This is a genomic window from Pontibacter ummariensis (assembly GCF_900188175.1).
Lineage (GTDB): Bacteria > Bacteroidota > Bacteroidia > Cytophagales > Hymenobacteraceae > Pontibacter > Pontibacter ummariensis.
Map to the genome: position 1 here is coordinate 36604 of NZ_FZOQ01000002.1, position 25510 is coordinate 62113.

Genomic DNA, 25510 nt, shown 5'->3' on the forward strand with positions numbered 1-25510 from the left:
AGACCCTTTTTGAAGAATTTAATCATTATATATCCTCACTGGCCTCCATCTAACTTAGCAGGAGTACATCGACCTAGGTTAATTGCAAACTATCTTCATGAGTTTGATTGGAAACCTATTGTGCTAACTGTTTTTCCTGAATTTTATGAGGAAGACCCTGACCCTGAAATTAGCAGAATAGTAGGAAAAGGAATAGAGGTTATTTTTGTAAAGGCTTATCATGTACCCAGACCAAGGTTAATTGGTGATATTGGCCTGAGAGCTTTTCCATTTCTGTACAAAGCGGCTTTGCAATTGATTAGGAGCCGAAAGATTGATTTTATATGGATACCAGTTCCTTCTTTCTACACATCACTATTAGGCAGAATTATTAATAAACAAACTTCTGTACCTTACGGAATAGATTACATAGATCCATGGGTTAGAGACATTCATAACCGTAGAGACTGGCGCTCTAAGTTAAGTTTACAAGTTGCAAAGTTATTAGAGCCGATTGCCGTCAAGAGAGCCCGTCTAGTGTCTGGTGTTTCAGAAGCTTATTATCGTCCAGTCATAGAACGAAATTTCAAGGGTAAAGAAATAGCCCATGTTGGAATGCCGTACGGTTATGATCCACGCGACTATGAGGTTGTCCTTGAAAATTTAGTGTTGCCTTGGGCTGATATTAAAGGATGTCAACCTTTGGTCTATGCTGGTGCTTTTTTGCCAAATGCTCACCTGTTTATTAAAACACTTTTTAAAGTTATTAGTCAAAAAGTAAATCAGCAGCAATGGGATGAAAGTAAGCACTTATACTTTCTTGGTACAGGGCCTTATGCAGGAATTTCCATCCAAGATTATGCAAAACAGTTTGGTATAGAAAACATTGTTCATGAGCATAGGGAGCGGTACCCTTACTTACATGTAATTAATTTTTTATCTTCAGCCTATGCTGTGATGGCTATTGGTAGTACAGAGCCACATTATACCGCTTCTAAAATATTCCAAGCTCTACTAAGTAAAAGGCCTGTACTAGCTATGTTTCATCATGAAAGCAGCGCTGTTACTGTTCTAGAAGAGTGTAAGGCGAATACTTTTACGGTGGAGTATGTTCCATCTGTTAAGAACCTTAGTCTTGAGAAGAATTTATCTGCAAAGCTAGATCTGCTCTTTACCGGTGATGCTGAATGGAAACCTGATTTCAGGAACCTATTGAAGTATTCTGCTAGAGCATCCGCTCATGCGCTGGTTCAAAAGCTGAATGAATTAGTATGAAGCGTTTAGCAATCATCACTACACACCCAATTCAGTATAATGCCCCTGTATTTAGAATGCTTGCTTCAGACCCTGCGCTTTTAATAAGAGTGTTCTATACTTTGGGCAAGACTTCTGTTGACATTATAGACAAAGGCTTCGGTAAAAAGATAGACTGGGGCATTCCACTTCTGGAGGGCTATGATTTTCGGTTCGTGCCAAACACATCGAAAGATCCCGGCACCTCCTATTTTAAAGGAGTAGTTAATCCAACTCTTATTCGGGAGTTAGAAGCCTTTCAGCCCACCAACCTGTTAGTGTTCGGGTGGAATTTTAAAAGCCACTTAAAGGTTCTGAGGCACTTTAAAAATAAAGTGCCAATCTACTTCAGGGGGGATTCCACCTTACTGGATGAGGAAAAGGGGGGGCGGCTATTCATGAGAAGACTTGCTTTAACCTGGACCTACCACTATATAGATAAAGCTTTTTTTGTAGGAACTAATAACAAGCAATACTTTTTAAAGCATGGCGTAAAAGAGAAGAACCTTGTGTTCGCACCACATGCTGTAGATAATGAACGTTTTGGAAATGACCTGCTTTATCAGGAGGAGGGTGAAAAGATTAGAAACCAACTAGGCATTCCTAAAGAACATACTGTTTTTATGTTTACCGGGAAGTTTGAGAAAAAGAAGAATCCCTTGCTTTTGATACAGGCTTTCCAGAAATTAAATAAAAAAGAATCCTCCCTTTTGTTAGTGGGCAACGGGGCTCTAGAGGGAGAACTTAAGAAGAAGGCGGAAGGTGAACCAAATATTTATTTTCTCCCTTTCCAAAATCAGAACAAAATGCCTGCGATCTACAGGGCTGGAGACGTACTGGTGTTGCCTTCAAGTGGCCCTGGTGAGACTTGGGGCTTGTGTATGAATGAGGCCATGGCAAGCGGACTCCCAGTTATAGCTAGCACCAAAGTAGGAGGGGCTGTTGACTTAGTGCAGGAAAGTAAAAATGGGTTTATCTTTGAGTCTTGCAACATAAACTGCTTGGAAGAGTCCTTACAGCAGTGTTTAAATAAAACAAAAGAAGAACTGGCTGCAATGGGAAAGGTATCCAAGACAATTATTGCTAACTGGAGTTTCCAACACATTTGTGAAGCAATTTTGACCGAAGTGCAAGGCAAGTAAGCAAGAGGAGCGGTATGTAGGATAAAAAATGGGAACAGAAAGTCAAACTTATAACAGGTTTATTTTTCAACTGGCTGGTCTCTTCTTGCTGGGCGTACTCCTGTTGTCTTTTTCATCTTTGTCTTTTCTAGCTACCACGGGAGCTTTATTTACGCTCTATATCCTAAACAGCCTACTTTTAAGTTTTGGAGAAGGCATCCCCATTAACCTTGTGATTATTTTTCTTGCATGTCTGCAATGGATTGTAGGCCCGATATTAAGTTATTATACTGGCATTAATCACCCTTTTTATGGAATGCAGGTTCAGGAAGAAGCTTATCTGAGCTTTGCTATACCAGGTGTAATTCTCTTTCACTTGGGCCTGTTAATACCAATTGTCGGAGTGAGGCATATTCCTAAAATGGTGATTAATGACCTCAGTGAAAATGTAAGGCATAAGGTAAGGGAAGCTTATTACCTGATAGGTATCGGGTTCTTTGCTTCCTTTATAACGCCGTTTGCTCCTTACTCTCTTTTCTTCTTTCTGTACTTACTCTCCCAGCTTAAGTTCATTGGGTGTTTCTACCTATACCTGAATGAATCGAGAAACAATACGCTTCTTTACCTTGTTTTTGCCACCTTGGTGCTGGATGCCTTAGCCCATGCCTTGTTTCATGACCTGCTACTTTGGACTTTTTTCTTTTTGTTTGTTTACTGTATTAAGAATAAGGTAAGCCTCACCAGGAAAGTTATGGCCGTCGTGGTTGGTTTCTTTCTGGTGTTTGTACTGCAGTCCGTTAAGTACCAGTACAGGAATATTGCCTGGACGAATACCTCTCTGAGTACCATTGGTCAATCTGAGCTCTTCTTTGGAATGATAGCCGAAAGGTTATGGTCTCCTGAAAAACTGTTGGAAACTAAGTCAAATGAGTTAGCAATTACCAGGTTGAACCAAGGCTGGATTATTACGCGGGTAATGAACTACGTCCCTTACGTCCGACCATTTGCAGAAGGCGAGACAGTTGAAGCAGCCTTTAGTTCTACCTTACTACCTCGTTTTATAGTTCCTGATAAAGCTATTGTGGCAGGTGGTGCTGCAAAGATGGAGAGGTTCACAGGGATTGTTTTGCAACCGGGCACCAGCATGAATATCAGTTTGTTGGGCGAAGGCTACGGTAATTATGGAAAGAATGGGGGCATTCTTTTTATGTTCCTGATTGGTATTGTGTTTAGCCTGGCATTCCGATTTTTGTTGGTGAAAAGCCTTCAGAATCCTACCTATATTTTCTGGATACCATTCCTGTACCTGCAGGTAGTAAAAGCAGAGACAGATTTAGCCACTACCCTTAATTATCTTGTTAAGGCTAGCATCGTCATGTTTTTGATTTTATACATGTTCAGAAAGGTGCTAAAGGTGGAGATATAGCTTTAAAGACACAAGACGTTAGACAAAGGACAGAAGAAAATGTCTTAAAATGTAATTATCTTACCTCATGCAAGGGGTAAGGTTTATATGTCAGTTTATAAATCATTACCTCCTTTGAGCAAGATAAAGCTTTTTTTAAGGCCGCAGCGTCGTGGTGCTTATAGTGTGGAGAACCTGTTCCAAACGCTGTATCCCTACATGAAGGAGGAGGCGGAACTGTACACCCTTCAAGGAGAGAGCAAGGGCTGGCTAGGCCGTATGAAAATGCTACAGGAGGTGCGATGCAATAAAAGTCTTAACGTAAATCATATCACAGGGGAAGTGAATTTTATTGCCTTAGCCCTTCCTAAAAACAACACGGTTCTAACCATACACGATGTAGAGTCTTTGCACCGAAGTAATTTTTGGGCAACCTATCTCCTAAGGTTACTCTGGCTAAAGCTTCCGGTGCAGCGCGTGAAGTTCATTACGGTTGTTTCTGAGCAAACAAAGCAAAGGCTGCTGGAACAGGTTGCAGTAGATCCCTTTAAGATAGAGGTTATCCCGAACCCAGTATCAGAGGCCTACACATACTCCCCGAAGCCTTTCAACACGATCCAACCAAACATACTGCAAATTGGAACAAAGAAGAATAAAAACCTGGCAAATATCATAAAAGCAGTAGCCGGGCTTCCGTGTAAACTCACTATTATTGGGGAATTATCCGAAAGCCAAAGGAACTTGCTGCAGAAGTATCATGTCCCCTTCGAGAACAAGGCGGCATTAACTAAGGAGCAATTGGTGGAGGAGTACAGAAGAGCTGATATAGTGAGTTTTGTGTCTACCTTTGAGGGCTTTGGGATGCCCATCGTGGAGGCAAATGCTGTAGGCAGAGTCGTGTTAACGAGTAACATTAGCTCCATGCCGGAGGTAGCTGGTGATGCGGCGTTCCTTGTTGACCCCTATGATGTGAAGGACATCCGCAGGGGCTTTGAAAGGCTCTTGCAGGATGAACAGCTTCGAAGCCGACTCATACAGAATGGCTTGGAGAATGTGAAACGTTACCGCCCGCAGGAGATTGCTGGAAAGTATCTTCAGCTTTATAGGAGAATTGAATGAGTAGTAGTCGTAAAAAGATACTGATAACCATCGACTGGTACTTGCCTGGATACAAGGCGGGCGGACCGATACAGTCCTGTGCTAACCTGGTGGCGCATCTAAAAGAAGAATGCGACTTCTATGTACTAACCCGCGATAGAGATTACTGTGAGTCTAAACCTCATGCAGGTGTTACGTCCAATGCCTGGAATCGCCTGGAAGAGCATGTCTGGGTTTACTATTTTTCTGATACAGAGCTTGGCTATCAAAACCTGAAGAGAGTCATTCAGGAATTGAAACCGGACCTGTCTTTTATCAATGGGGTTTACTCTTTTTACTTTTCGATACTACCCCTCTTAATTTTAAAGCAGTTAAAGCAGCAGGACATTATCGTTTCAGCACGGGGCATGTTGGCCCCTAGTGCCATACAGGTGAAAGGAGGGAAGAAAAAGCCTTTCCTGTTCCTAATGAAGAAACTAGGATTTTACAAGAATGTACGGTTTCATGCTACAAATGAGAAAGAGCGCCAGGATGTTTATCACACAATAGGGGCTTCGTCAACTGTAATAGTAGCGCCTAATTTACCCAGACGACATAATGTTCCACCGCTTGTAATCCGGGAGAAGCGTGAGGGAGAACTCAAACTAGTAAGTATTGCCCGCATTTCACCGGAGAAGAACACGAAATATGCCCTGGAGGTGCTTCAAGGCTTTCAGGGAGTAGGGCGTATAACTTTTGACCTTTACGGACCTGTGTATGATGCCGCTTATTGGGAGGAGTGTCAGGAGGTGATAGCCAGTCTTCCTGATAATGTGAAAGTCCAGTATAAGGGAAGCCTGGAGAGTGCCTTGGTCGCTAAGGCACTGACAGATCATCATGTTTTACTGATGCCGACACGAGGTGAAAACTTCGGACATGTGATATTCGAAAGCTTTTCTTATGGTTGTCCTGTCATTATCAGTGATCAGACACCCTGGCAGCAACTGGAGCGGCTTTCAGTTGGTTTTGATCTGCCTTTATATCATATGGATCGTTTTGTAGGTGCTGTTCAGTTTTTTCTGGAAATGAATCAACAAAAGTATGATAGGTGGTCTGAACAGGCTTATCTTTATGGACAGCAGCACCTACAAAACAAGCAGGCCCTGGCGTTAAACCAAAAGATGTTTCAGTAAGGAAAGCCCAGTGCAGTGGCTTATGATAACCTGCAAGGGCATGATGAGGTTTCTACTATTAAACAGATGTTATCTTACGTTGACAAGCAAAAGCAAGTAGATCTTTCTACTTATGACAATAGCTGGTTTAATTCAGGGGGAGGCCACTTTAAACGCACTCTCTGGTATTTTGTGAACGTGCTGTTTTTTCTGAATCCCCTCAATCCAGTTAATTCACTGAAAGTTTGGTTGCTCCGGCTTTTCGGAGCACAGATTGGAAGAGGAGTGGTTATCAAACCAGGAGCAAACATCAAATATCCCTGGCTGCTACGGGTCGGGAATCATGTCTGGCTAGGGGAGAAGGTTTGGATAGATAATCTGACAGAGGTTAACATAAGCGACAACGTAACACTTTCGCAGGGAGCCATGCTGCTGACGGGCAGCCATGATTATAAAAGTCCTGCCTTCGATTTAGTTGTAGGAAAGATAAAGCTGCAGGAGGGCACCTGGATAGGAGCAAAAGCCATCATTTGTCCGGGTGTAACGTGCGGTTCCCATAGTGTGCTGGCAGCGGGTTCTGTAGCAACACAAGACTTAGATGCTTATACGATTTACCAGGGTAATCCTGCCGAAGCAAAGCGGAAAAGGATAGTTGATTAGATAGTGCCCAGTGTTTTCCTAAGCCTACAGGACTTCTAGTAAAGATGAAAGTTACCATTATCACCATCGTATTCAATAACCGGGAAACTATTGCTGATACCATCGAATCGGTGCTTGGTCAGACTTATCCGGATATAGAATATATTGTGGTGGATGGTTTGTCTACCGATGGTACGGTGCAGACTATCAAGGGCTATGGTAACCGTATTGCGAAATTTATTTCAGAAGAAGATGGTGGTTTGTATGATGCCCTTAACAAAGGGATCAGAATGGCTACCGGTGATGTGATAGGTTTCCTGCATTCCGATGACATCTTCTATTCTAAGGAGGCCATAACAGCCGTAGCAGAGGCTTTTAAAGCGGCAAGCAGTGACTGTGTCTATGCTGATCTTGTATATGTAGACCGGGAGAAGCCCGATAAGATTGTCCGCAACTGGAAATCCGGGATTTACAAACGGAAAAGCTTTGTTTATGGCTGGATGCCACCGCACCCTACCTTCTATGTGAAGCGGGAGGTATATGAGCGCCTGGGTCTATATGATACTGCCTTCAAAAGCGCAGCTGATTATGAGCTTATGTTGCGTTACCTCTACAGGCATGGCATTAGCACGGCATACTTGCCGGCGTACCTTGTGCGGATGCGCGTTGGCGGAAAGAGCAATAGTACCCTAAAAAACAGGATCAGAGCAAATAACGAGGACTATAACGCCTGGCTAGTAAATGGTTTGCGCCCTCGCTTCTATACTCGGTATTTAAAGCCTCTGCGAAAGTTGACGCAGTTCTTCTAGAAACCAAAACAGTGTTAAATATTAGGTGGGTACCAAAACCTTGTTTTGAGTATAAGGGAAGTGTTTTTTATAAACATTAAACTTGCTTTCAAAGAAGTGCCATGAAAGGCTGCTTAAAAGTAGTAGCACTAATGAATTTAAAGCAAAAAAAACATAAGGACCTAATGTTTCCATAGGTGGTGCACCTATAATATTAAGCCATGTAGTGTTTATGAATGGAACAAAGTTATGTAGAAGGTATAATCCGTAACTTATTTTTCCAAGATAAAGCATAAGAGGAGAGGCTAAGACGTTACCTATCGTACCTTTAAAACCTTTTGATGCAGCATAAACTAAACCAACCAAACAGAGGGTAAGGGCAAAGTCATCGACAATACCAAACCAAAGGTTTGAACTGGCCGAAAAAAATAAGGCTAGTAATGTTATTAAGCCTGTTATAGAAGCCATTGCGATTGTCCTCTGCATATTTCTGAAGTTACTTCTATCTATGAAGGTTAGTAGGGCACCAGTTCCCAAAGAATGAAAAGAACTTATAGGAAGGACTTTAACCATCATTTCTCCTTCATAAATTCCATAAAGCACCTTGAAAAGAGGAGATGCTAACACAAATGAAATGACAGTAATCAACAGGAACCTGCGAGGTGTGAGCAATATCACAAGCGGCCATATAAGATAAAACTGTTCTTCTACTGCTAATGACCATAGATGAGATGCTTCACCTATCCAACCATTTTCCGCTATTTTAATATTAGTAAAGAAAATTGCGTGCCATGGAAGATGTTCTAAGATATTTGGTGCACCAATAGCAAGCATCAACAGTAATACTAAGTAATATAGAGGAAATATGCGCAAAAATCTTCTAGCATAAAAACTCTTTATAGTCATTCCCATTCCTGATCCTATAGATTCAGCCTTGGCTCTAGCATCAATTAAAATCGCTGTGATAAGATAACCACTTAGAACAAAGAACAACTGAACACCAATATGGGCCCCTCGTCCAAAGATGCTCATGTTAGGTGCCCAATGCGACATAATAACCATTGCAACAGCCAATGTTCTAAGCCCATCTAATTGAGGCTTGTATTTGTAGTTAGGCTTGTTTAAACTCATTAGCTTGATAAGAGTAGAGTAATATGTAAGATATTAAAATTGTTTAAAAGAGTCATATCAATATTCTTAGCCCCCTAAAATGCTGGATCAAAGATTCTAAAAGTTTTAAATGATAACTTGTACGAGCAATGAAAAGAAGACACTGGTCAACAGACGAGAAACTCAAGATCCTTTTAGAGGCAGAAAAGGAAGAAATAACAGCCACTATCCGTAAGCACGGCATCTACACGGGCACCTTCTAGCAGTGGAAGGAAAAGTACGATACGGGCGGCAAGGATTCTTTAACCAGTAAGCATTATAAGCTGGACCCGAGAGTAAAACGCCTCCAGGAGGAGAACCAGCAGCTCAAGGAATTGCTGGCAGAGAAAGAGCTGGCGCTGCACATCAAGGAAGAGCTTTTAAAGAAAAGCACTGTCAGAAGGCAGACCGGATTATGATCGCCAAGGAGTCTATCCGGCAGTGATACCCGCTTTATAAGGTGCTGCTCCTGTGCAGCTTGAGCAAAAGCACCTATTACTACCTTCCCTCTTGTGGAAAGAGGGGCCGTAAAGCCAGCACCAGCACAAAGAGCAAGCAAGGCATCCGCTACAGCAACGAATATATGCTGGACCGGATAAGTTGGCTGCTCCTACAAGAGTTCGACGACTACGGCTACGAAAAGGTGAGAGGATGGCTAAACAACAGCGAGGGCCTGATCATCAACGGCAAGAAAGTGTATCGGCTGATGCAAGAGACCCGGCTACTCAACAGCCGTATCAGAAGGGAGAGAAGGGCAAAGAGGATTGCAAAGTACCTGTTACAAAACCCTTCTCAGCCCTGTGAGTGCATGCAGACCGTCACCAAGTACATCTATGTCCACGGGGAGCACAGGAACGCCTTGCTAATAACGGTGCTGGATATGTTCAGCCGCGGTATTTTGGGTTACAGGTGGGAATGGAGTATCAACAAGTACCAGGTGATAGACCTGATGAGAGATTTTTGTACCATTACAGCATGCCACAGAAGGTAAGCCTTAGAACCGACAACGGCAGCCAGTTTGAGGCAGGTTTGTTTCGGGAGTACCTGGAAGAAATGAGCATCGACCATGAGTTCACGACGTGGCCAACCCACAAGAGAACTGCTACATCGAGTCCTACCACTCCATCGTGGAGAGCGCTGTCTGTTCTAAGTATTAATTTGAAACCTCCAGGAGGCGAAAGAGGTGTTCAACCACATCATCAACTACCACAACCATGGCAGGTTTCACGTGAGCTTAGGTATGTTGTCTCCGAACAAGTACCTGCAGGTACGGCAGCCAGCTCAAGGTCTGAGAATGATCCCGCTGAAAGAAGAGATGACTGTTATTGAAAACTAAATGAATAGTAGAATTCGGGTCCTATGAATAGGGGCTTAGGGCAAAGAGGTTACTTAAGCTTAAGGAGAAGGTTTAAGAAACAGGAAGACTTAGACAGAGCAGATATAATTATTCTCTTAGGAGTATATAATATTTTCAGTTCCTGATAGAACGCTAATCAGCCTAAAAACAAAAAAGCCTGAGATTTTCATCTCAGGCTTTCGCGGTCTGGACGGGACTCGAACCCGCGACCTCCGCCGTGACAGGGCGGCATTCTAACCAACTGAACTACCAGACCAATACTTTTTAACTTAGCACTCTTTGTGCCTTTTGCGTTACCGCAGTTTTACCTGCGGTCTGGACGGGACTCGAACCCGCGACCTCCGCCGTGACAGGGCGGCATTCTAACCAACTGAACTACCAGACCAATACTTTTTAACTTAGCACTCTTTGTGCCTTTTGCGTTACCGCAGTTTTACCTGCGGTCTGGACGGGACTCGAACCCGCGACCTCCGCCGTGACAGGGCGGCATTCTAACCAACTGAACTACCAGACCGTGTTTCTTTTCCTTAACGCTGTTCGTTAAAGTGATGCAAATGTATAGCCTTCGTTTTGATTGTGCAAGCCCCGAGCATCTTTTTAGGCCTATATTTTTTAACGATCTACTTAATTCCCTCATTTCCAAGGCGACTTTTTTTGATTTGGCGCATAAATAGCTGGCGGGACTACGTGCATTGGCATAAACTCTTAAATTTGTATCTTAAACTAGCGATGAACTTATGCTTTTAGATTTCGAACAGCCCATTGCCTCGCTGGAGGGCAAGCTACAGGAGATGAAAAAACTGGCCGATGAAAGCCAGGTGGACGTTACGGAGGCAGTAAAGGCCCTGGAAGAGAAAATTAAGATCTTAAGAAAGGAAACCTATGCCAACCTGACGCGCTGGCAGCGGGTGCAGTTGTCCCGTCACCCTGAGCGCCCTTATACCCTGGACTATATACAGGGCATCACGGATAAGTTCGTAGAGCTGCATGGCGACAGAACGGTTAGCGATGATAAAGCCATGGTTGGGGGCTTCGGTGAGGTGGATGGCCGTAGCGTGATGTTTATCGGGCAGCAGAAAGGCCGTAACACGAAGCAGCGCCAGTTGCGCAATTTCGGCATGGCAAACCCCGAGGGCTACCGCAAAGCGCTGCGCCTGATGAAAATGGCTGAGAAATTCGGAAAACCGATTGTTACCCTGATTGATACCCCGGGTGCTTTCCCTGGCTTGGAAGCAGAAGAGCGCGGACAAGGCGAGGCCATTGCCCGCAACCTGAAAGAGATGTTCATGCTGAAGGTGCCGGTGATCTGTATCATCATAGGAGAGGGGGCCTCGGGTGGTGCGCTTGGCATTGCCATTGGTGACCGGGTGATGATGCTGGAGAATACCTGGTACTCCGTTATATCCCCTGAGTCCTGCTCTTCCATCCTTTGGAGAAGCTGGAACTACAAGGAACAAGCGGCTGAGGCCCTGAAGCTCACAGCAACCGATATGCTGGAGAACAAGTTGATTGATGGCATCATCAAAGAACCGCTCGGTGGGGCCCACCTGAACCCGGAGAAGATGATGCGTACGCTGAAGAAGGCTATTATAAAACTCTTAGACGAGTTAGAGGGTATAGATGCCGAAGAACGCATCATGCAGCGCATCGAGAAGTTCTCGAACATGGGCGTGGTGCTGGAAGACTAGCGTTCCTTAGCCAGGAGGCAAGGTTTCTTATAGGGCTTACAGATTACCCACCCCTAACCCCTCCGAGGAGGGGAATTTCTTCTTCTAACTGATTAGGGAATCCCCTCTTGGGAGGGGTTAGGGGTGGGTTAACAGATAAGAGTAGGTTTAAAAGTAGGGGAAGCGAAAGCTTTTCTCCCTGTCATCCTGCAATGATCTTGGTGGCCGCCCGCAAGTAATTTGCAGACTCCGTACAGGATAACAAATAAGAGAGCCTTGCTTCCTTGCATGGGTGTGAGGCTTATGGGGGTACTCGTGCTATTTAAAGCGTGTGCTAGCAGAGAGGGGGGGCACTTCCAACTGCTGAGTAAGAGAAGTCTTCCGTCCTGAACCATAACACAAATTCTAACCGCAACAGAGCAAATGAAGCTACACGTAATTGACACAGGTTTTTTCAAGTTAGATGGTGGGGCCATGTTTGGCGTGGTGCCGAAGACGCTGTGGCAGCGGACGAACCCGGCGGATGAAAATAACCTGTGCACCTGGGCGATGCGCTGCCTGCTGCTAGAGGATGGGGACCGGCTTATTTTAATTGATAATGGCATCGGGGAGAAGCAGGATGCGAAGTTCTTCAGCCATTATTACCTACACGGCGATGCGTCTCTTCACAAGTCCTTACGGGCAGCTGGTTTTGCACCGGAGGAGGTCACGGATGTGTTTCTGACACACCTGCACTTCGACCACTGCGGCGGGGGCGTACAATATAAGAACAGTGACGGCGCTTTGGAACTCGTGTTCCCGAATGCTACGTATTGGTCTAACGCCGACCACTGGGACTGGGCCACGCAACCCAATGCCCGGGAAAAGGCCTCCTTTTTAAAGGAAAATATCCTGCCGATGCAGGAGAGTGGGCACCTGCAGTTTGTAGATCCAACGGCTCCTTCACCTTTTCCGCAATTTGATATCTTTTATGCCAATGGGCATACTGATAAAATGATGGTGCCTATCATTCCTTATAAAGGACAGAAACTGGCTTTTATGGCCGATCTGCTTCCTTCTGTCGGGCACCTGCCACTGCCTTACGTGATGGGCTATGACACCCGTCCCTTGCTGACATTGGAAGAAAAGGCTTCTTTCCTGAAGCAGGCGGCGGATGAAAAGTACGTCTTGTTCTTTGAGCACGACCCGGTGAACGAGTGCTGTACCGTGCAACACACCGAGAAGGGCGTGCGCCTGGAAAGAACCTTTAGCTTAAGCGAAGTTTAAGTGCGGGTAGGTTTGGCTTTATCTGGCGGAGGTGCCAGGGGAATTGCCCATCTGGGTGTTCTGAAAGCGTTAGACGAGTTGGGTGTTTCCGTTTGTATGATCTCCGGTGTGAGCTCTGGTGCTATTGCCGGTGTTCTGTACGCCTACGGTTTCCCCCCGGCTGAGATCCTGCAACTCATAAAAGAGCTAAGTATTTTTCAGATTGTGCGGCCTGCTTTCGGGAAAATTGGCTTGCTGCACCTGGATGAAGTGGATAAGCTTTACCGCAAGCACTTAGGCGATGCGCCGCGCTTTGAAGACCTGAAGATACCCGTGGTCATTAGCGCGACGGAAATGAACGAAGGGGTAACGGCTTACTTCTCCTCCGGCGTGCTCATCAAGCCCCTCATTGCTTCCTCGGCTGTTCCGATCCTGTACCACCCTATTCAATACGAGGGGAAACTGCTGAATGACGGTGGACTGCTGAACAATCTGCCCGTAGAGCCCCTGCTGAATAATTGCGATGTAAAAATCGGGGTGCACGTAAATCCTATCAACCACCAGGCACACGTCTCTTCGCTGCGGGGGATGATTGAGCGGACCGTGCTCCTGGCCATTAACAACAATGTGAAACTGCGCTTGCCGCTGCTGGATTTGCTGCTGGAGCCGCAGGATTTGCGCTACTACCGGCTGTCCAGCTTTCGGAAAGCCGATGAGATATTTGAGATCGGGTACCGGCACACGATGCAGATGAAGAGGCACCTGTTGCACCTATTGGAAAAGAGCGTTTAACGCTTCCTTTATTTGCGATAAAAGGTTGTCCAGGAACGTGCTTCTCTTTTTGCCACGCAAGCGGAAGTAGGTGGTTTAACAACACGTTTCCTTGCCATCCATCTTCTCTTATATAAGGAAAATTATATATTATAGCAGCCATCCCATGGCAAAGATTTATTCATTTATATTTTTCTGCTTTTCTTAAGTTTATCGCTATCTTTAATTTTAATATACGTGTTTTGCTCTATAGTAAAGAAACCATATGCGTAAACTACTTTTCTCTGCCCTTGTGCTTCTGTCTTTTTCTTCCCTGGCCCAAGAAAACCATCATAGCTTTTTGATCAAAGCGAAAGTGAAGCAGGCGTCGATCATGCTTGGAGGAAACATTAACGCATCTGCCTATAAGACCAGCCAGGAGCTGGACTACCCGAGTGCCACGAAGGAAGGACGAAACACCACGGCCAATTTGCAGAGTAAGAGCGCTTATTTTGTGATGCACGACTGGGCTGTTGGCCTGGACGTGACACTGAATCATGTGGGGCATGCTGTCACCACAGAACAGGGAGAGGAGAAATACAGGCGTACCATGTTGCTGGCCGGTCCGTTTACGCGTTACTACCTGGACAACGGTGTTTTTGGAGAACTTGGCCTGCAGATGGGCCTTTTTAACTTCTCGACCGGCGAAAAGATAGACTTATACCAGGGAACGATTGGGGTCGGCTACTCCCACTTTATCAATGAAAAGATAGCCCTCGAACCCCTTATCAGCTTTCGTTACTACAGAGAAACAGCAGACGATTTATCGAATGTTACGATCGGCCCCATGTTTGGCTTTGGTGTGCAGGCCTATCTGCTTCGTAAGCGGGCACATGTTATTAAGGAAACGCTATAATGCTTATATTTGTGTATAGGTATTATTTAGCTTTTGGCCCGGCTACGCGTTCGTAGTCGTTTAACAACATGTTTGCAAAACTTCTTTCTAAAGCCATTTTTAAAATTGCTGGCTGGAAACTGAACGGGAATCTCACACCGGAGAATCGCCGTTCCGTCATGATCGCCGCCCCCCACACGAGCAACTGGGATTTTATTTATGCCCGTGCTGCTTTCTACCTGATGGATGCGCCCATCCGTTTCACCATAAAAAAGGAATTTACCGAGTTCCCCCTTGTCGGTCCCTTGCTCATGTCGATGGGCGCGCTGCCCGTGGACCGCTCCAAGAACACGAAACTGGTAGATGCGATGATCAAGATCATCAAAGAGACGCCCGGCGACATGTGCGTAATGGTTACGCCAGAGGGTACCCGCAAGTACCAGCCGCGCTGGCGGAAAGGTTTCTACCATGTGGCCGTAGGAGCAGGGGTACCGATTGTGTTAGGTTATTTAGACTATGCCAAAAAAGAAGCTGGCATTGGCCCCACCTTTTACCCCACCGGGGATATAGACGCAGACATAGAAAAGATCATGGCCTTTTACCGTACCAAGCAAGGCAAGTTCCCCGAGCAAGGCGTGCTGTAAAAGGATTAAAGTAGAAAGCGGGTTAAGGTTTATCTACCCCAGTTTACTTAGGGCACGTGTTTCTTCATAAATCTCCAGATTTCTCCTTTCGTCGAAATTACGGAGTAGCTTTATGATCGAAGAAAAAAACATTCCCAGTTTTTCCGGGAGGCCCCTACCCCAAACGTGGAGCGCACATAACTAGAAATAAAAAAGGCCGCTTGTGATTCTACAGGATAAACAGTCCCTGCGCAAGCATAAACAAGCAACTAAATCATTAGCAATCATAAAAGGAGAGGGGCCGCTACGAATAGCGGCCCTCTCTCTTTTTTATGATTCATGTTTTGATTAAGCTATCTGTCGCAAATCCACAGGGATGACCCTGGAAATCCCCGCTTCAATCATGGTGATGCCGTACATCACATCCGTAGAGGCCATGGTGCGCTTGTTATGCGTGACCACGATGAATTGAGAATCGTGAGAGAACTTGCGGATAATGTTGTTGAACTTATCGATGTTCGCATCGTCCAGTGGGGCGTCTACCTCATCGAAGATACAGAACGGAGCCGGCTTCAGCAGGTAGATGGAGAACAGCAGGGAGATCGCTGTCAGGGTCTTTTCTCCACCAGAAAGCTGATTGATTGTCAATGGTCGCTTGCCTTTCGGCTGGGCCATGATCTCGATCTTCGACTCGATCGGGTTCTTCGGGTCCAGGAGCACCAGGTCGCAGTTATCTTCCTCGGTAAACAGGCTGCGGAACACCAGCTTAAAGTTATCCTTTATCTGGTTAAAGGCATCCATAAACTTGTCCTTGGCAACGGTGTCGATTTCGTTGATGGTTTCGATCAGGGCATTCTTTGCGTTGAAAAGGTCGTTGCGCTGCTCGGTGATAAACCTGTTCCTTTCTTCGATCTCTTCGTAGGCCTCGGCAGCCATGGCATTCACCGGCCCCATTTTATCCAGTTGCCCTTTTACGGTGGCAATGTGCTGGCTCAGCTCTTCGGTAGACAAAGGAATGAGTAGTTCCTCTTCCGGAACAGGAGAGGAGAAATCATCGTCGGAGATGCTGAACTCGGCTGCCAAGCGCTCTTTGATCGCGACGAGTTTTAATTGTGTGTCTGTTTTGGCCTGCTGCATGCGCATCAGGAGCTCGTCGGCATGCTGCCGCTTGCGCTGCAAGTCCCGAATGCTTTTGTCCTTTTCATCCAGCTCACCGCGCAGGCTGAAGTATTCTTTCTCGATGTCCTCCAACTCACGGGCAAATTCCCGCCTTGCCTCGGTCATTCCCTCTACCACCGCTTCATTCTCCTCAATAAAGGTATCGGCCGTGCTAATTTCTTCCTCGGCTTTAACCAGCTCTGCTTTCAGGTGTTCGATACGCTCCTGGTTTGTCTCCACCGTTTTCTGCTTGTAGCTGATCTCCTGTTGCAGGGAGGCGAAACGGTTCTTAAGCTGGTGGAACTGGATGTTTTCCTGGTTATAGCGGCCTGAGATGACAGCGATCTGCTCCTGTTGCCTTTCTATTTGCAAGGTAAACTCCGCCAGCTCAGCCTCCAGGCGCTGCAGTTCTTTCTGATCGGCCGCTGCCTGCGGGGATACTTCCTGGCTTTGCTCCCGCAGTTCAACCAGGCGCTCCTGCAATTCGTCTTTCTTTTGGTCGAAGTTACGGAGGTTCTGCTGGTGCTGCTCATGCTTAATGCGCACCGTCAGCAGGTCCTGCTGGTGCTTTGCCACCTCTTTCTCCAGCTGCTTGATGGCATCCTTTTGCGACTCTGCCTTGTAGTTTTGTAGAATGCGGTTTTGCGTTGTAATGCGGCTCTGCTGCAGGTCCACTTGCTTCGTGAGTTCCTCCACCTCTTCCGCCAGTTTTTCAAGGTTCTGCTTCCGGCCCAGCCTATTGCCATCGAAAAGGCCGACAGAGCCACCAGACAAACTCAGCGGTTTCCGGATCGCGCTACCGTCTTTCAGGATGATGGTCTTGTAATCGCTTCCGTATAATTCATCTTCACTATCATCGCTGATGTACACGTTCCGCAGCATGTACTTCATGAGGCTGCTGTATTTCTTATCAGCCGACACCACCTCGTAGGCAGCTTTCAGTTCACCCTCGCTATAGGTAGCCGTTGGCTCCATTTCCTCTATTTCGGAGAGGATGATGAAGTTCGCACGCCCTTTATTCTCACGCTTCAAAAGCCCAATGGCTTCCACGGCGTCCTGTAGTTCCTCTACTACGAAGAAGTTCATGTAAGGCTCGAGGTAACTCTCGATAAGGCCCTTGTACTCAGCCTCGCAAACGAGAATGTCGGACAGGAGAGGAGCCGGTTTAGACCAGGTGTCGGACTTGCTGAGGTACTTGATGGCCTCGGGGAAACCCTCCATGTTCTCTACCAGCGACTTGGTCAGGTTGTACTGGTTTTGCTTTGCATCCAGCGTACGGTTCAGTTCCACCAGCTGCACTTTCAGCTCCTCTATGGCAGCCTCTGTCTGTTCTATGTTTGCCTGAAGTGTTTCCTCCTTTGCCTGCAGGCGAACTAACTCTCCTGTATTTTCTTCCAGCACGGCCTGTGCTTCCTGCAGCTGTTCCTGTAATACGCGGCCGTCTTCGTCAGCTGTTTGCTGCTGCAAGTGCAGGCGCTCCAGTTCCTGGTTGATGTTCTGTATCTGTACCTGGCTGATCTCAAGAGATTTGTTCAGTTGGTAGACTTCGTTTTGCTTTGCCTTTTGCTGGCGTGTCAGCTCCTGGAAGGTATCCTGCAGGCTTTCTTTCTGCTCATTTGCCTCCTGTAGCTGCTCTTTCAGTTCGCTGACGTGATCTTCGGCCTCTGCAAAGGTTTCCTGTACCGTCATCAACTCATCGCGTAGCTCCAGAATGCTTTCCTGGGTATGCTCCACGTTGGCCGTATCCTGGCTGATCTGCTGGCGCAATTGCAGCATGCGCTCTTTCAGGTAGGCGCTGCGTTCTGCTTTTAGCTTGATGTCGTTTTCCAGCTGGCGCAGCTTGGCGGTCTGCACCTGCATGGTTTTCTGCATCTCGGCCAGCTTTTCCTGCGTCTGGTTCAGTTCTTCTTTCTGGTCGGCAATGGCATCCTCTGCCTCGGTAGCAGCGGTCACGTACTGCTCTTTCAAGGCATTTTCCTGCTTCACATCCTGCTCCAGGCGCTCCAGGGTTTGCTGGTACTGCGCTATGTTGCGGCGGGCGTATTCCAAGCTGTGTTTCTTATAGTCCTCCTTTAGCTGGAAGTACTTAATGGCCTGTTTGGCTTGCCGCTCCAGGGTTTTCATGTTTTTGCCGATCTCGTGCAGCACGTCCTCCACACGCTCCAGGTCGGCATCTGTTTCTTCCAGCTTTTTAAGCGTTTGCTTCTTACGTACCTTAAACTTGGAGATACCGGCCGCTTCCTCAAACAAAAGGCGACGGGAGTTCTCTTTGTCGTTGAGGATCTCGTCCACCATCTTCAGTTCGATGATGGCGTAGCTGTCAGAACCGATACCGGTGTCCAGGAAGAGCTCGTTGATATCCTTCAGGCGGCAAGGCACCCCGTTCAGCATGTATTCGCTGTCCCCGTTCCGGTAGTACTTTCGGGTTACCGTAACTTGCGAATACTCCGTAGGCAGAATTCCCTTGTTATTATCGAAGGTGATGGATACCTCCGCCAATTGCACCGGTTTCCGGGTTTTGGAGCCATTGAAGATCACGTTCTCCATTTTGTCGGAGCGGAGGTTGCGTGTCTTCTGCTCTCCCAGTACCCAGCGGATGGCGTCCACGATGTTGGACTTACCACAACCGTTTGGCCCTACGATCCCCGTAATTCCGTTGTCGAAGTTGATGACGACCCGGTCGCCAAAGCTCTTAAAGCCTTTGATCTCTAGTTTTGATACTTGCATTCGCGTGTGCGGAAACTGTGTAAGCTAAGCTCAAAAATAAAATGATTTTTGATACAAATGCACCTTGCACTTGTATAATTAAAGGTTAAAGAAGCGTCTTTTTAGCGTGATTTTGCTATATTTGATTAGAAGAGATTTTTATGGAGGTAATACTGGTCATCTTACTCATATTAGCCGGAGTCGCTTTCTTTTTGATAAGGGAGTGGTTTAAAGCCTTTAACACGCCGGACGTGCCAAGCAGAAAAGAGGCGGACAGGCAGGGAAGAACACCGCAGGCACCCCCAAGGCCTGCGACTTCTTTTGAGGACATTCTGCGGGAACTGCAGCCGAAGGCAGAGCGCATGGGAGAAAAGGGCCAGAAACCTGTAGCCCCAGCTCCGGAAAAGCCCAGGGAAGTAGCTAGACCTTTGGTGCCCGTAGCCGAAGAAAAGCCGAAGTACAAAAGCTATGAGAAGCCGATACCTGCAGCCGTTTCACTGGAGGAGAAAACAATACCAGGAAGAAAGCAGGTGGTTGTGCTGCAGCAAGAGACACCACCAAGAAGGTTTGATCCGTACGCCAGAGGCACTGAAAGGACATCCGACCGGATGGCAAGAATGCTTCGTAACCCAACTACCGCACGAGATGCCATTATTCTAAGCGAGATCTTTAACAGGAAGTATTAGTGGTTTTAGCTAGCGAACAGTCCGACTGGTATGTGGGCCCGAAACGAGTGAGGTTATCAGAACTTGTCTTACTGCTATCTCTTGTACCGGTTCCAACCACCCCCAACCCCTCCTTGTCTAAGGCGGGGAGCCTGTTACTACTGTTGTCGAAGCATGAGCTCTGTAGTAAGACCAACAGCAGTTATTATTCTTCACCAAGTACAAGCCTATTCCCCTCTTGTGAGGGTAAGGGTGGCTTTTAGAAATATGTAAGACAGAACATGCTCTTGTGATGGTATAAGACTAAGATAACCCTGTTACTGGATACTGCGAAAAGGACTACTTAGACAAGCTTTACTCAAGTATATAAAACACTCAGGCAATTCTGCTGCCTGCAGGTAACTTTTTAGTTAAACCCTACAGATAAAACGCACTAAGAGGGTTGCTATAACACTTAGCATCCAAAAGTATAAAAAGCAGGCTCCTCGCCTTAGATAAGGAGGGGGAAGGGGGTGGTTGGAACCGGTACTGCTAACTTATCAGGGTGTTTTCTTTTGACTTTTTGGCTGCCTTATAAGGGTGACTTGTACTGCTAAACACGAACAAGCTCATTTTTCTACAAGTTCTGCGTAACAGCATAGGTTACCAGGTTTGCCCCCATGCGCAAGGCCTGCTGGCGGATCGGCTCCGGATCGTTGTAAATCTCCTGGTCTTCCCAGCCATTCCCCAGATCTGACTCAAAGGAGTAGAAGCACACCAACCGGCCCTCGTGTATAATCCCGAAGCCCTGGGGTGGCTTGTTATCGTGTTCGTGTACTTTCGGGAGGCCATGCGTGAACTCAAACTTTTGCCGGTAAATAGGGTGGTCGAAGGGAAGTTCGACGAACTCATACTCCGGGAACACCTTTTTCATCTCTTTTCGGATATACTTGTCCAGGCCGTAGTTATCATCTACATGCAGAAAGCCTCCGCTCAGGAGGTAGTTGCGTAGGTTCTGTGCCTCGGCATCTGAGAAAATCACGTTGCCATGCCCTGTCATATGCACGAAGGGATAGCTGAAAAGCTCCGGGCTTCCGACTTCCACAATAGCGGGTTCAGCGGCGATGTTCATGTTCAGGTTGCGGTTGCAAAACTGAATCAGGTTGGGCAGCGATGTTTTGTTTGCGTACCAGTCGCCACCGCCATTATACTTTAACTTCGCTATTTTAAAGCTATAGTTCTGAGCGAATAAGGAAGGACTGGCTACTGCCAGGAGCAGGAATAAAACTAGAAGGTGCTTTAGCATAAGTTCGGGCGTTGGCTGTTATTCTTATAACGGCGCATAGATGTCGTGTAGTACATTTAACGTGTGGCAGGCTACCAAGGCCGCTGTTTCGGTACGCAGGCGGCTTTGCCCTAGCGTAACAGGTTTTATCCCTGCTTCATAGGCTGCCGCGATCTCCCCTGTTGAAAAGTCCCCTTCCGGACCGATCATGATCACGTGTGGCTGGCCGAAGGCATAGTAATCCTTGATGCTCTTCGTGGCATCCTCTTCCAGGTGGGCGATATACGTATGCTCCGGGATTGTCTTCTGTACAAAGCGGTGGAAAGGAGTCATTTCGTTCAGCAGGGGCAGGTACCCTTTCTGAGACTGCTTCATGGCGCTAACGGCAATCTTCTCCAGCCTGTCGAGCCTGAGTTGGCGGCGTTCGGAGTGCTCGCAGAGCAGAAACGTAATTTCACTCACGCCGATCTCGATGGCTTTCTCCACAAACCACTCCATACGGTCCATGTTCTTCGTCGGCGCCACCGCAATGTGCGAGGTGTGCGGCACCTTTCCAAACTCAATTTGTTTGTCAATGATCTGTAGCTGGCACTTTTTAGGGGTGGCTGACTGAATCACCGCCGTGTACCGGCCTCCCACACCATCTACAAGATATACGGTGTCTCCCTGCTGCAGGCGCAGTACGCGTGTACAGTGTTTTGACTCGTCTTCGCTTAATGTATAAAATTCGCCTTTTACGTCTGGAGTATAGAATAAATGCACTGCTTTTCCTTTTGTTCGTCTATCATTACCGGAGGTGGCACAAATACAGTCTTTGAGAAGCCACCCGCGAGAGCAGCAACATGCCCGCCGGTTTATTATACGAAAGTATGAAATTTGAGACAGGTGTGGAAGAAGGGAAAACAAAAGCCTCCCTGCACAAGGCAGAGAGGCTTGCGAGAGGTACCAGGAAGGCTTCTTAGGCTGTTTCTTCCACCAAAGGTGCCCCTGCCATTATTTCTTCGCTGGCATCATCGGCAAACTTCTGAAAGTTCTTCACGAATTTCGCGGCCAGGTCTGTGGCTTTGTTGTCGTAGTCTTCTTTGTTTTCCCAGGTATCGCGCGGATTCAGGATCTCGGAAGGCACGTTCGGGCAGGAGGCAGGAACCTCTACGCCAAACACCGGGTGCTTGGTATAGCGAACTTTATCCAAATCGCCCTTTAAGGCAGCTGTAATGGTAGCGCGCGTATAAGGCAGTTTCATGCGGGAGCCCACACCGTAAGGGCCACCTGTCCAGCCCGTGTTCACCAGCCACACATTTACCTGGTTTTCCTCCATCTTTCTGCCCAGCATTTCGGCGTACTTCGTGGGATGCAGGGGGAGAAAAGCCGCCCCAAAACAGGCAGAGAAAGTAGTCTGTGGCTCTGTTATCCCTACTTCGGTGCCGGCTACTTTGGCCGTATAGCCAGAGATGAAGTGGTACATGGCCTGGCTGGTGTTTAACCTGGAGATAGGAGGGAGCACCCCAAAGGCATCGGCTGTCAGGAAGAAGATGTTTTTCGGCACGCCCCCTCTGGAAGGGATAACGGCATTATCTATATGATAGATCGGGTAAGCAGTGCGCGTGTTTTGCGTAACCGAGCTGTTGGTGTAATCTACCGTACGTGTACCAGGGTAGAAGCGCGTGTTCTCCACAATAGACTCAAAGCGGATGGCATCCCAGATCTGCGGCTCTTTCTCACGCGTCAGGTCAATTACTTTGGCATAGCAGCCCCCCTCAAAGTTAAAGACACTGTCCTTTGTCCAGCCGTGCTCGTCGTCCCCGATCAACCCGCGGTCCGGATCAGCAGAGAGCGTTGTTTTACCGGTGCCCGACAGCCCGAAGAAAATCGCGGTGTCTCCATCTTGCCCGATGTTGGCCGAGCAATGCATCGACAGCGTATCCCGCTCCTGTGGCAACAGGTAGTTGAGAACGGAGAAAATTCCTTTCTTCATCTCCCCGGCGTACCCCGTGCCGCCGATGAGGATGATGCCCTTGCTTAAGTTAATGATAGCAAAGTTCTTCTGGCGGGTGCCGTCTTCCTCAGGGTTCGCCTCAAATTCCGGGGCGCAGAGGATGGTAAACTGGGGTTGATGCTGCTCAAGCTCTTCTTTTGTTAAACGCAGGAACATGTTATGGCAAAACAGATTATGCCAGGCCTGGGTATTTACGATGCGCAGGTCCAGGCGATAATCCGGATGAGCCCCCGCATAGGCATCGCGCACATACAACTTGCGGTCCTGCAGGAAGTGGACCATCTTATCATAGAGCCGGTCGAACTTTTCGGGGCTAAACGGAATGTTGATGTCGCCCCACCACACGGTGTCTGCTGTTTTAGCGTCCTTTACAATATACCGGTCCTTGGGTGAGCGACCAGTAAAGCTGCCTGTATCGCACATGAGCGCCCCGGTGTCTGCCAGGTAACCTTCCCCGTTCTTTACAGCCTCCTCCACCAGCTCGGCAGGGCTAAGGTTCCAAAGCACCTCTTGGGCAGGCCTTATGCCCAGGCCATGTAAATCTTGTGCACTTCGTTTAACTCCAGATTCTTTCATTAGGTTTATAGGTTTGTTTTTGGTCTACTGTTTGCTACGCTAAATAGCTTGACAAAGATAAGTACAATACACATTAAATGTGCTTGCTCACTCACTTTTATTCTAGAAGTCGTATAGGCAGGAAACAAATTGATTAAATTTGTCCGTATGGCTCTAAAAAGCTATATTTACCTACTTAAGTGTGCTCATTTAAAATTAAACAACCAATCTTCTAACATTTATGTCTTTAAAAGAACATACCATTGCCGACATGAACACGGAGCGAGACGTTCCGCTGGATGTGGACCCCACGGGTCCGGAAATGTTTGGGCATCCGAAGGGACTTTTCTACCTGTTCTTCGCAGAGCTTTGGGAGCGTTTCAGCTTTTATGGAATGCGTGCCCTGTTGGTTCTGTACATGGTGAATGACCTTTTATTTAGTGATTCTGTCGCTTTCGGTATTTACGCAGCATACGGTGCCCTAGTTTATGCCACGCCTGTGATTGGCGGGATGCTGGCTGACCGCCTGCTGGGCTATCGGAAGTCCATTATGCTGGGCGCTGTGCTGATGTCCATCGGTCACTTTGCACTGGCAGTAGAGGAACCTATTTTCTTCTACGGTGCCCTGGCCCTGCTGATCGTCGGAAACGGGTTCTTTAAGCCTAACATCTCTACCCTGGTAGGCACGCTGTACAAGCAGGGGGATGCCCGAAGGGATGCCGGTTTCACCATCTTTTACATGGGTATCAACATCGGAGCTATGCTTGCTCCATTGGTGTGTGGTTACCTGGGTGCTGAGTATGGCTGGCACTATGGCTTTGGAGCTGCCGGTGTCGGTATGCTGTTGGGCCTTTTGATGTTCTGGAACGGTACCAGAACGGGCGTTTTCGGTGAGAATGGTTATCCGCCAAACCCGGTTCGGCTAAGAGAAAAAGTAGCCGGTATTTCAAGAGGGGCCTGGGTCGTGGTCTGCTCTGTCCTTTCGCTTCCGGTGTTTGGCATCCTGCTTTACCACGGTATTCTGGAAGTGCCAGGCATTGGAGACACCGAACTGGACGGCCACCTGATCGACTATGCGATGTATTATGTGTTGCTTCCGGCCATCGCCATCGTGCTTTTCATCAACTTAGTTAAAGAAAGCAAGGTAGAGCGCCAGCGTTTGATCGTGGTGATCCTGCTCACATTCTTTATCACAGTGTTCTGGTCTTTCTTTGAGCAGGCAGGCTCTTCGCTGACGCTGTTTGCGGAGCGCAATGTAGACCTTGACCTGAACCTGGGCTTATTTGTGTGGGAGATGAATGCGGCCCAGACAAACGCCATTAACCCATTCTTTATCGTCCTGTTTGCCCTTCCGTTCTCTGCCCTTTGGCTGTCTTTGTCCAAGATGCACATGAACCCCTTTACGCCGGTTAAGTTTGCCCTGGGTATTGCCCAGCTAGGCTTAGGCTTCCTGATCTTTTCCTGGAGCGCCAACTTTGCTGACGCGAATGGCCAGGTATCGGTTTGGTTCCTGATTGCGGGTTACATGTTCATTACGACAGGTGAGTTATTTATCTCTCCTGTGGGGCTTTCAAAGGTAACAGAGCTTTCTCCGGCTAAAATCGTGTCCTTTATCATGGGTATCTGGTTCCTTTCCTCGTCATTCGCCCACCATATTGCCGGTATTATCGCGAAGTTCACTTCCGTGAGCGGTAGCGGAGATCAGGAAGTATCGGGGGCCGAGTCGCTGTTGGTGTATACCACGGTGTTTGAGCAAATAGCCTATGTAGCCTTTGGCTTCGCGGTGCTGGCTTTAATTCTGACGCCGCTAATGCGCAAGTGGATGCACGGTATTCACTAAATCGCTATTAATTGTATATTTTAAAGGCCTTTGCAAAAAAATGCAAAGGCCTTTTTGTTTGTATTTATAAATTTAGATATTGCTATATAGCTTTAGCAGATGCTTCTGTGAGGTTTAGGCAGCGCTACCGATAACTAGATTCTAAATACATACAAACTTATACAAT

General features: G+C 47.2%; 21 protein-coding genes and 3 tRNA genes. 16 read left to right on the forward strand and 8 right to left on the reverse strand.

Annotation, left to right across the window (positions count from 1 at the left end):
- The first annotated feature begins 9 nt into the window (after positions 1 to 9).
- The 7 genes from CHB92_RS02165 to CHB92_RS02195 all read left to right on the forward strand — a co-directional run bounded on the left by CHB92_RS02165 (position 10) and on the right by CHB92_RS02195 (position 7495).
- A complete protein-coding gene (locus CHB92_RS02165) occupies positions 10 to 1254 on the forward strand; it encodes a glycosyltransferase family protein (RefSeq protein WP_089317536.1) in 1245 nt (414 codons plus the stop codon).
- Complete coding sequence (locus tag CHB92_RS02170) at positions 1251 to 2414, forward strand: glycosyltransferase family 4 protein (protein WP_089317537.1); 1164 nt, start codon at positions 1251 to 1253, stop codon at positions 2412 to 2414. The genes CHB92_RS02165 and CHB92_RS02170 overlap by 4 nt, the downstream gene beginning before the upstream one ends.
- Positions 2415 to 2796: 382 nt before the next feature.
- Positions 2797 to 3819, forward strand: coding sequence for a hypothetical protein (locus tag CHB92_RS02175; protein ID WP_179222937.1), 1023 nt, complete (start codon positions 2797 to 2799; stop codon positions 3817 to 3819).
- A 114-nt stretch (positions 3820 to 3933) separates the two neighbouring features.
- Positions 3934 to 4917 carry a glycosyltransferase family 4 protein gene (locus CHB92_RS02180; RefSeq protein WP_179222938.1) on the forward strand — a complete coding sequence of 328 codons (984 nt, stop codon included), beginning with the start codon at positions 3934 to 3936 and terminating at the stop codon, positions 4915 to 4917.
- The gene (locus tag CHB92_RS02185) at positions 4914 to 6068 is read left to right on the forward strand and encodes a glycosyltransferase family 4 protein (RefSeq protein ID WP_089317540.1); all 1155 of its coding nucleotides are present in this window, start codon (positions 4914 to 4916) and stop codon (positions 6066 to 6068) included. The genes CHB92_RS02180 and CHB92_RS02185 overlap by 4 nt, the downstream gene beginning before the upstream one ends.
- 66 nt (positions 6069 to 6134) lie before the next feature.
- On the forward strand, positions 6135 to 6707 hold the full coding sequence (locus tag CHB92_RS02190) for a WcaF family extracellular polysaccharide biosynthesis acetyltransferase (RefSeq protein WP_089317869.1): 573 nt from the start codon (positions 6135 to 6137) through the stop codon (positions 6705 to 6707).
- A 44-nt stretch (positions 6708 to 6751) separates the two neighbouring features.
- Positions 6752 to 7495, forward strand: a complete 744-nt coding sequence (locus CHB92_RS02195; RefSeq protein WP_089317541.1) for a glycosyltransferase family 2 protein — start codon at positions 6752 to 6754, stop codon at positions 7493 to 7495.
- A gap of 21 nt (positions 7496 to 7516) precedes the next feature.
- Here the strand turns inward: CHB92_RS02195 and CHB92_RS02200 are convergent, their stop codons facing one another.
- The gene (locus CHB92_RS02200; RefSeq protein ID WP_089317542.1) at positions 7517 to 8605 is read right to left on the reverse strand and encodes an acyltransferase family protein; all 1089 of its coding nucleotides are present in this window, start codon (positions 8603 to 8605) and stop codon (positions 7517 to 7519) included.
- Positions 8606 to 9101: 496 nt separating this feature from the next.
- Here CHB92_RS02200 and CHB92_RS02205 point away from each other — a divergent pair, with 496 nt between their 5' ends.
- Positions 9102 to 9614, forward strand: coding sequence for an IS3 family transposase (locus CHB92_RS02205; RefSeq protein ID WP_144266258.1), 513 nt, complete (start codon positions 9102 to 9104; stop codon positions 9612 to 9614).
- A 192-nt stretch (positions 9615 to 9806) separates the two neighbouring features.
- Positions 9807 to 9959: a hypothetical protein gene (locus tag CHB92_RS25705; RefSeq protein WP_179222939.1), complete on the forward strand. Its 153-nt coding sequence runs from the start codon at positions 9807 to 9809 to the stop codon at positions 9957 to 9959.
- Positions 9960 to 10162: 203 nt separating this feature from the next.
- On the opposite strand, the gene CHB92_RS02210 is transcribed toward CHB92_RS25705, so the two are convergent.
- The 3 genes from CHB92_RS02210 to CHB92_RS02220 all read right to left on the reverse strand — a co-directional run bounded on the left by CHB92_RS02210 (position 10163) and on the right by CHB92_RS02220 (position 10494).
- Positions 10163 to 10236, reverse strand: a tRNA-Asp gene (locus CHB92_RS02210).
- Between the two features lie 55 nt (positions 10237 to 10291).
- Positions 10292 to 10365: transfer RNA gene (locus CHB92_RS02215), tRNA-Asp, on the reverse strand.
- 55 nt (positions 10366 to 10420) lie between these two features.
- A tRNA-Asp gene (locus tag CHB92_RS02220) sits at positions 10421 to 10494 on the reverse strand.
- 223 nt (positions 10495 to 10717) lie between these two features.
- On the opposite strand from CHB92_RS02220, the gene CHB92_RS02225 reads away from it, so the two are divergent.
- The 5 genes from CHB92_RS02225 to CHB92_RS02245 all read left to right on the forward strand — a co-directional run bounded on the left by CHB92_RS02225 (position 10718) and on the right by CHB92_RS02245 (position 15181).
- The gene (locus tag CHB92_RS02225) at positions 10718 to 11668 is read left to right on the forward strand and encodes an acetyl-CoA carboxylase carboxyltransferase subunit alpha (RefSeq protein WP_089317544.1); all 951 of its coding nucleotides are present in this window, start codon (positions 10718 to 10720) and stop codon (positions 11666 to 11668) included.
- 402 nt (positions 11669 to 12070) lie between these two features.
- Positions 12071 to 12913, forward strand: coding sequence for an MBL fold metallo-hydrolase (locus CHB92_RS02230; RefSeq protein WP_089317545.1), 843 nt, complete (start codon positions 12071 to 12073; stop codon positions 12911 to 12913).
- A 12-nt stretch (positions 12914 to 12925) separates the two neighbouring features.
- Positions 12926 to 13684, forward strand: a complete 759-nt coding sequence (locus CHB92_RS02235) for a patatin-like phospholipase family protein (protein WP_245842250.1) — start codon at positions 12926 to 12928, stop codon at positions 13682 to 13684.
- A 244-nt stretch (positions 13685 to 13928) separates the two neighbouring features.
- A complete protein-coding gene (locus CHB92_RS02240) occupies positions 13929 to 14558 on the forward strand; it encodes a hypothetical protein (protein WP_089317547.1) in 630 nt (209 codons plus the stop codon).
- 68 nt (positions 14559 to 14626) lie between these two features.
- The gene (locus CHB92_RS02245; RefSeq protein WP_089317548.1) at positions 14627 to 15181 is read left to right on the forward strand and encodes a 1-acyl-sn-glycerol-3-phosphate acyltransferase; all 555 of its coding nucleotides are present in this window, start codon (positions 14627 to 14629) and stop codon (positions 15179 to 15181) included.
- A gap of 327 nt (positions 15182 to 15508) precedes the next feature.
- Here CHB92_RS02245 and smc read toward each other — a convergent pair whose 3' ends face one another.
- Positions 15509 to 19045 (reverse strand): chromosome segregation protein SMC, encoded by a 3537-nt coding sequence (gene smc, locus CHB92_RS02250; protein WP_089317549.1) that lies wholly within the window; start codon positions 19043 to 19045, stop codon positions 15509 to 15511.
- Positions 19046 to 19185: 140 nt separating this feature from the next.
- Here smc and CHB92_RS02255 point away from each other — a divergent pair, with 140 nt between their 5' ends.
- Complete coding sequence (locus CHB92_RS02255) at positions 19186 to 19710, forward strand: hypothetical protein (protein ID WP_089317550.1); 525 nt, start codon at positions 19186 to 19188, stop codon at positions 19708 to 19710.
- Between the two features lie 595 nt (positions 19711 to 20305).
- Here the strand turns inward: CHB92_RS02255 and CHB92_RS02260 are convergent.
- The 3 genes from CHB92_RS02260 to pckA form a co-directional block, all read right to left on the reverse strand.
- Positions 20306 to 20974: a DUF4159 domain-containing protein gene (locus CHB92_RS02260; protein WP_089317551.1), complete on the reverse strand. Its 669-nt coding sequence runs from the start codon at positions 20972 to 20974 to the stop codon at positions 20306 to 20308.
- Positions 20975 to 20998: 24 nt separating this feature from the next.
- Positions 20999 to 21715: a 16S rRNA (uracil(1498)-N(3))-methyltransferase gene (locus tag CHB92_RS02265; protein WP_089317552.1), complete on the reverse strand. Its 717-nt coding sequence runs from the start codon at positions 21713 to 21715 to the stop codon at positions 20999 to 21001.
- A gap of 196 nt (positions 21716 to 21911) precedes the next feature.
- A complete protein-coding gene (pckA, locus tag CHB92_RS02270) occupies positions 21912 to 23525 on the reverse strand; it encodes a phosphoenolpyruvate carboxykinase (ATP) (RefSeq protein WP_089317553.1) in 1614 nt (537 codons plus the stop codon).
- Between the two features lie 220 nt (positions 23526 to 23745).
- Here pckA and CHB92_RS02275 point away from each other — a divergent pair, with 220 nt between their 5' ends.
- On the forward strand, positions 23746 to 25344 hold the full coding sequence (locus tag CHB92_RS02275) for a peptide MFS transporter (RefSeq protein WP_089317554.1): 1599 nt from the start codon (positions 23746 to 23748) through the stop codon (positions 25342 to 25344).
- Positions 25345 to 25510 lie beyond the last annotated feature (166 nt).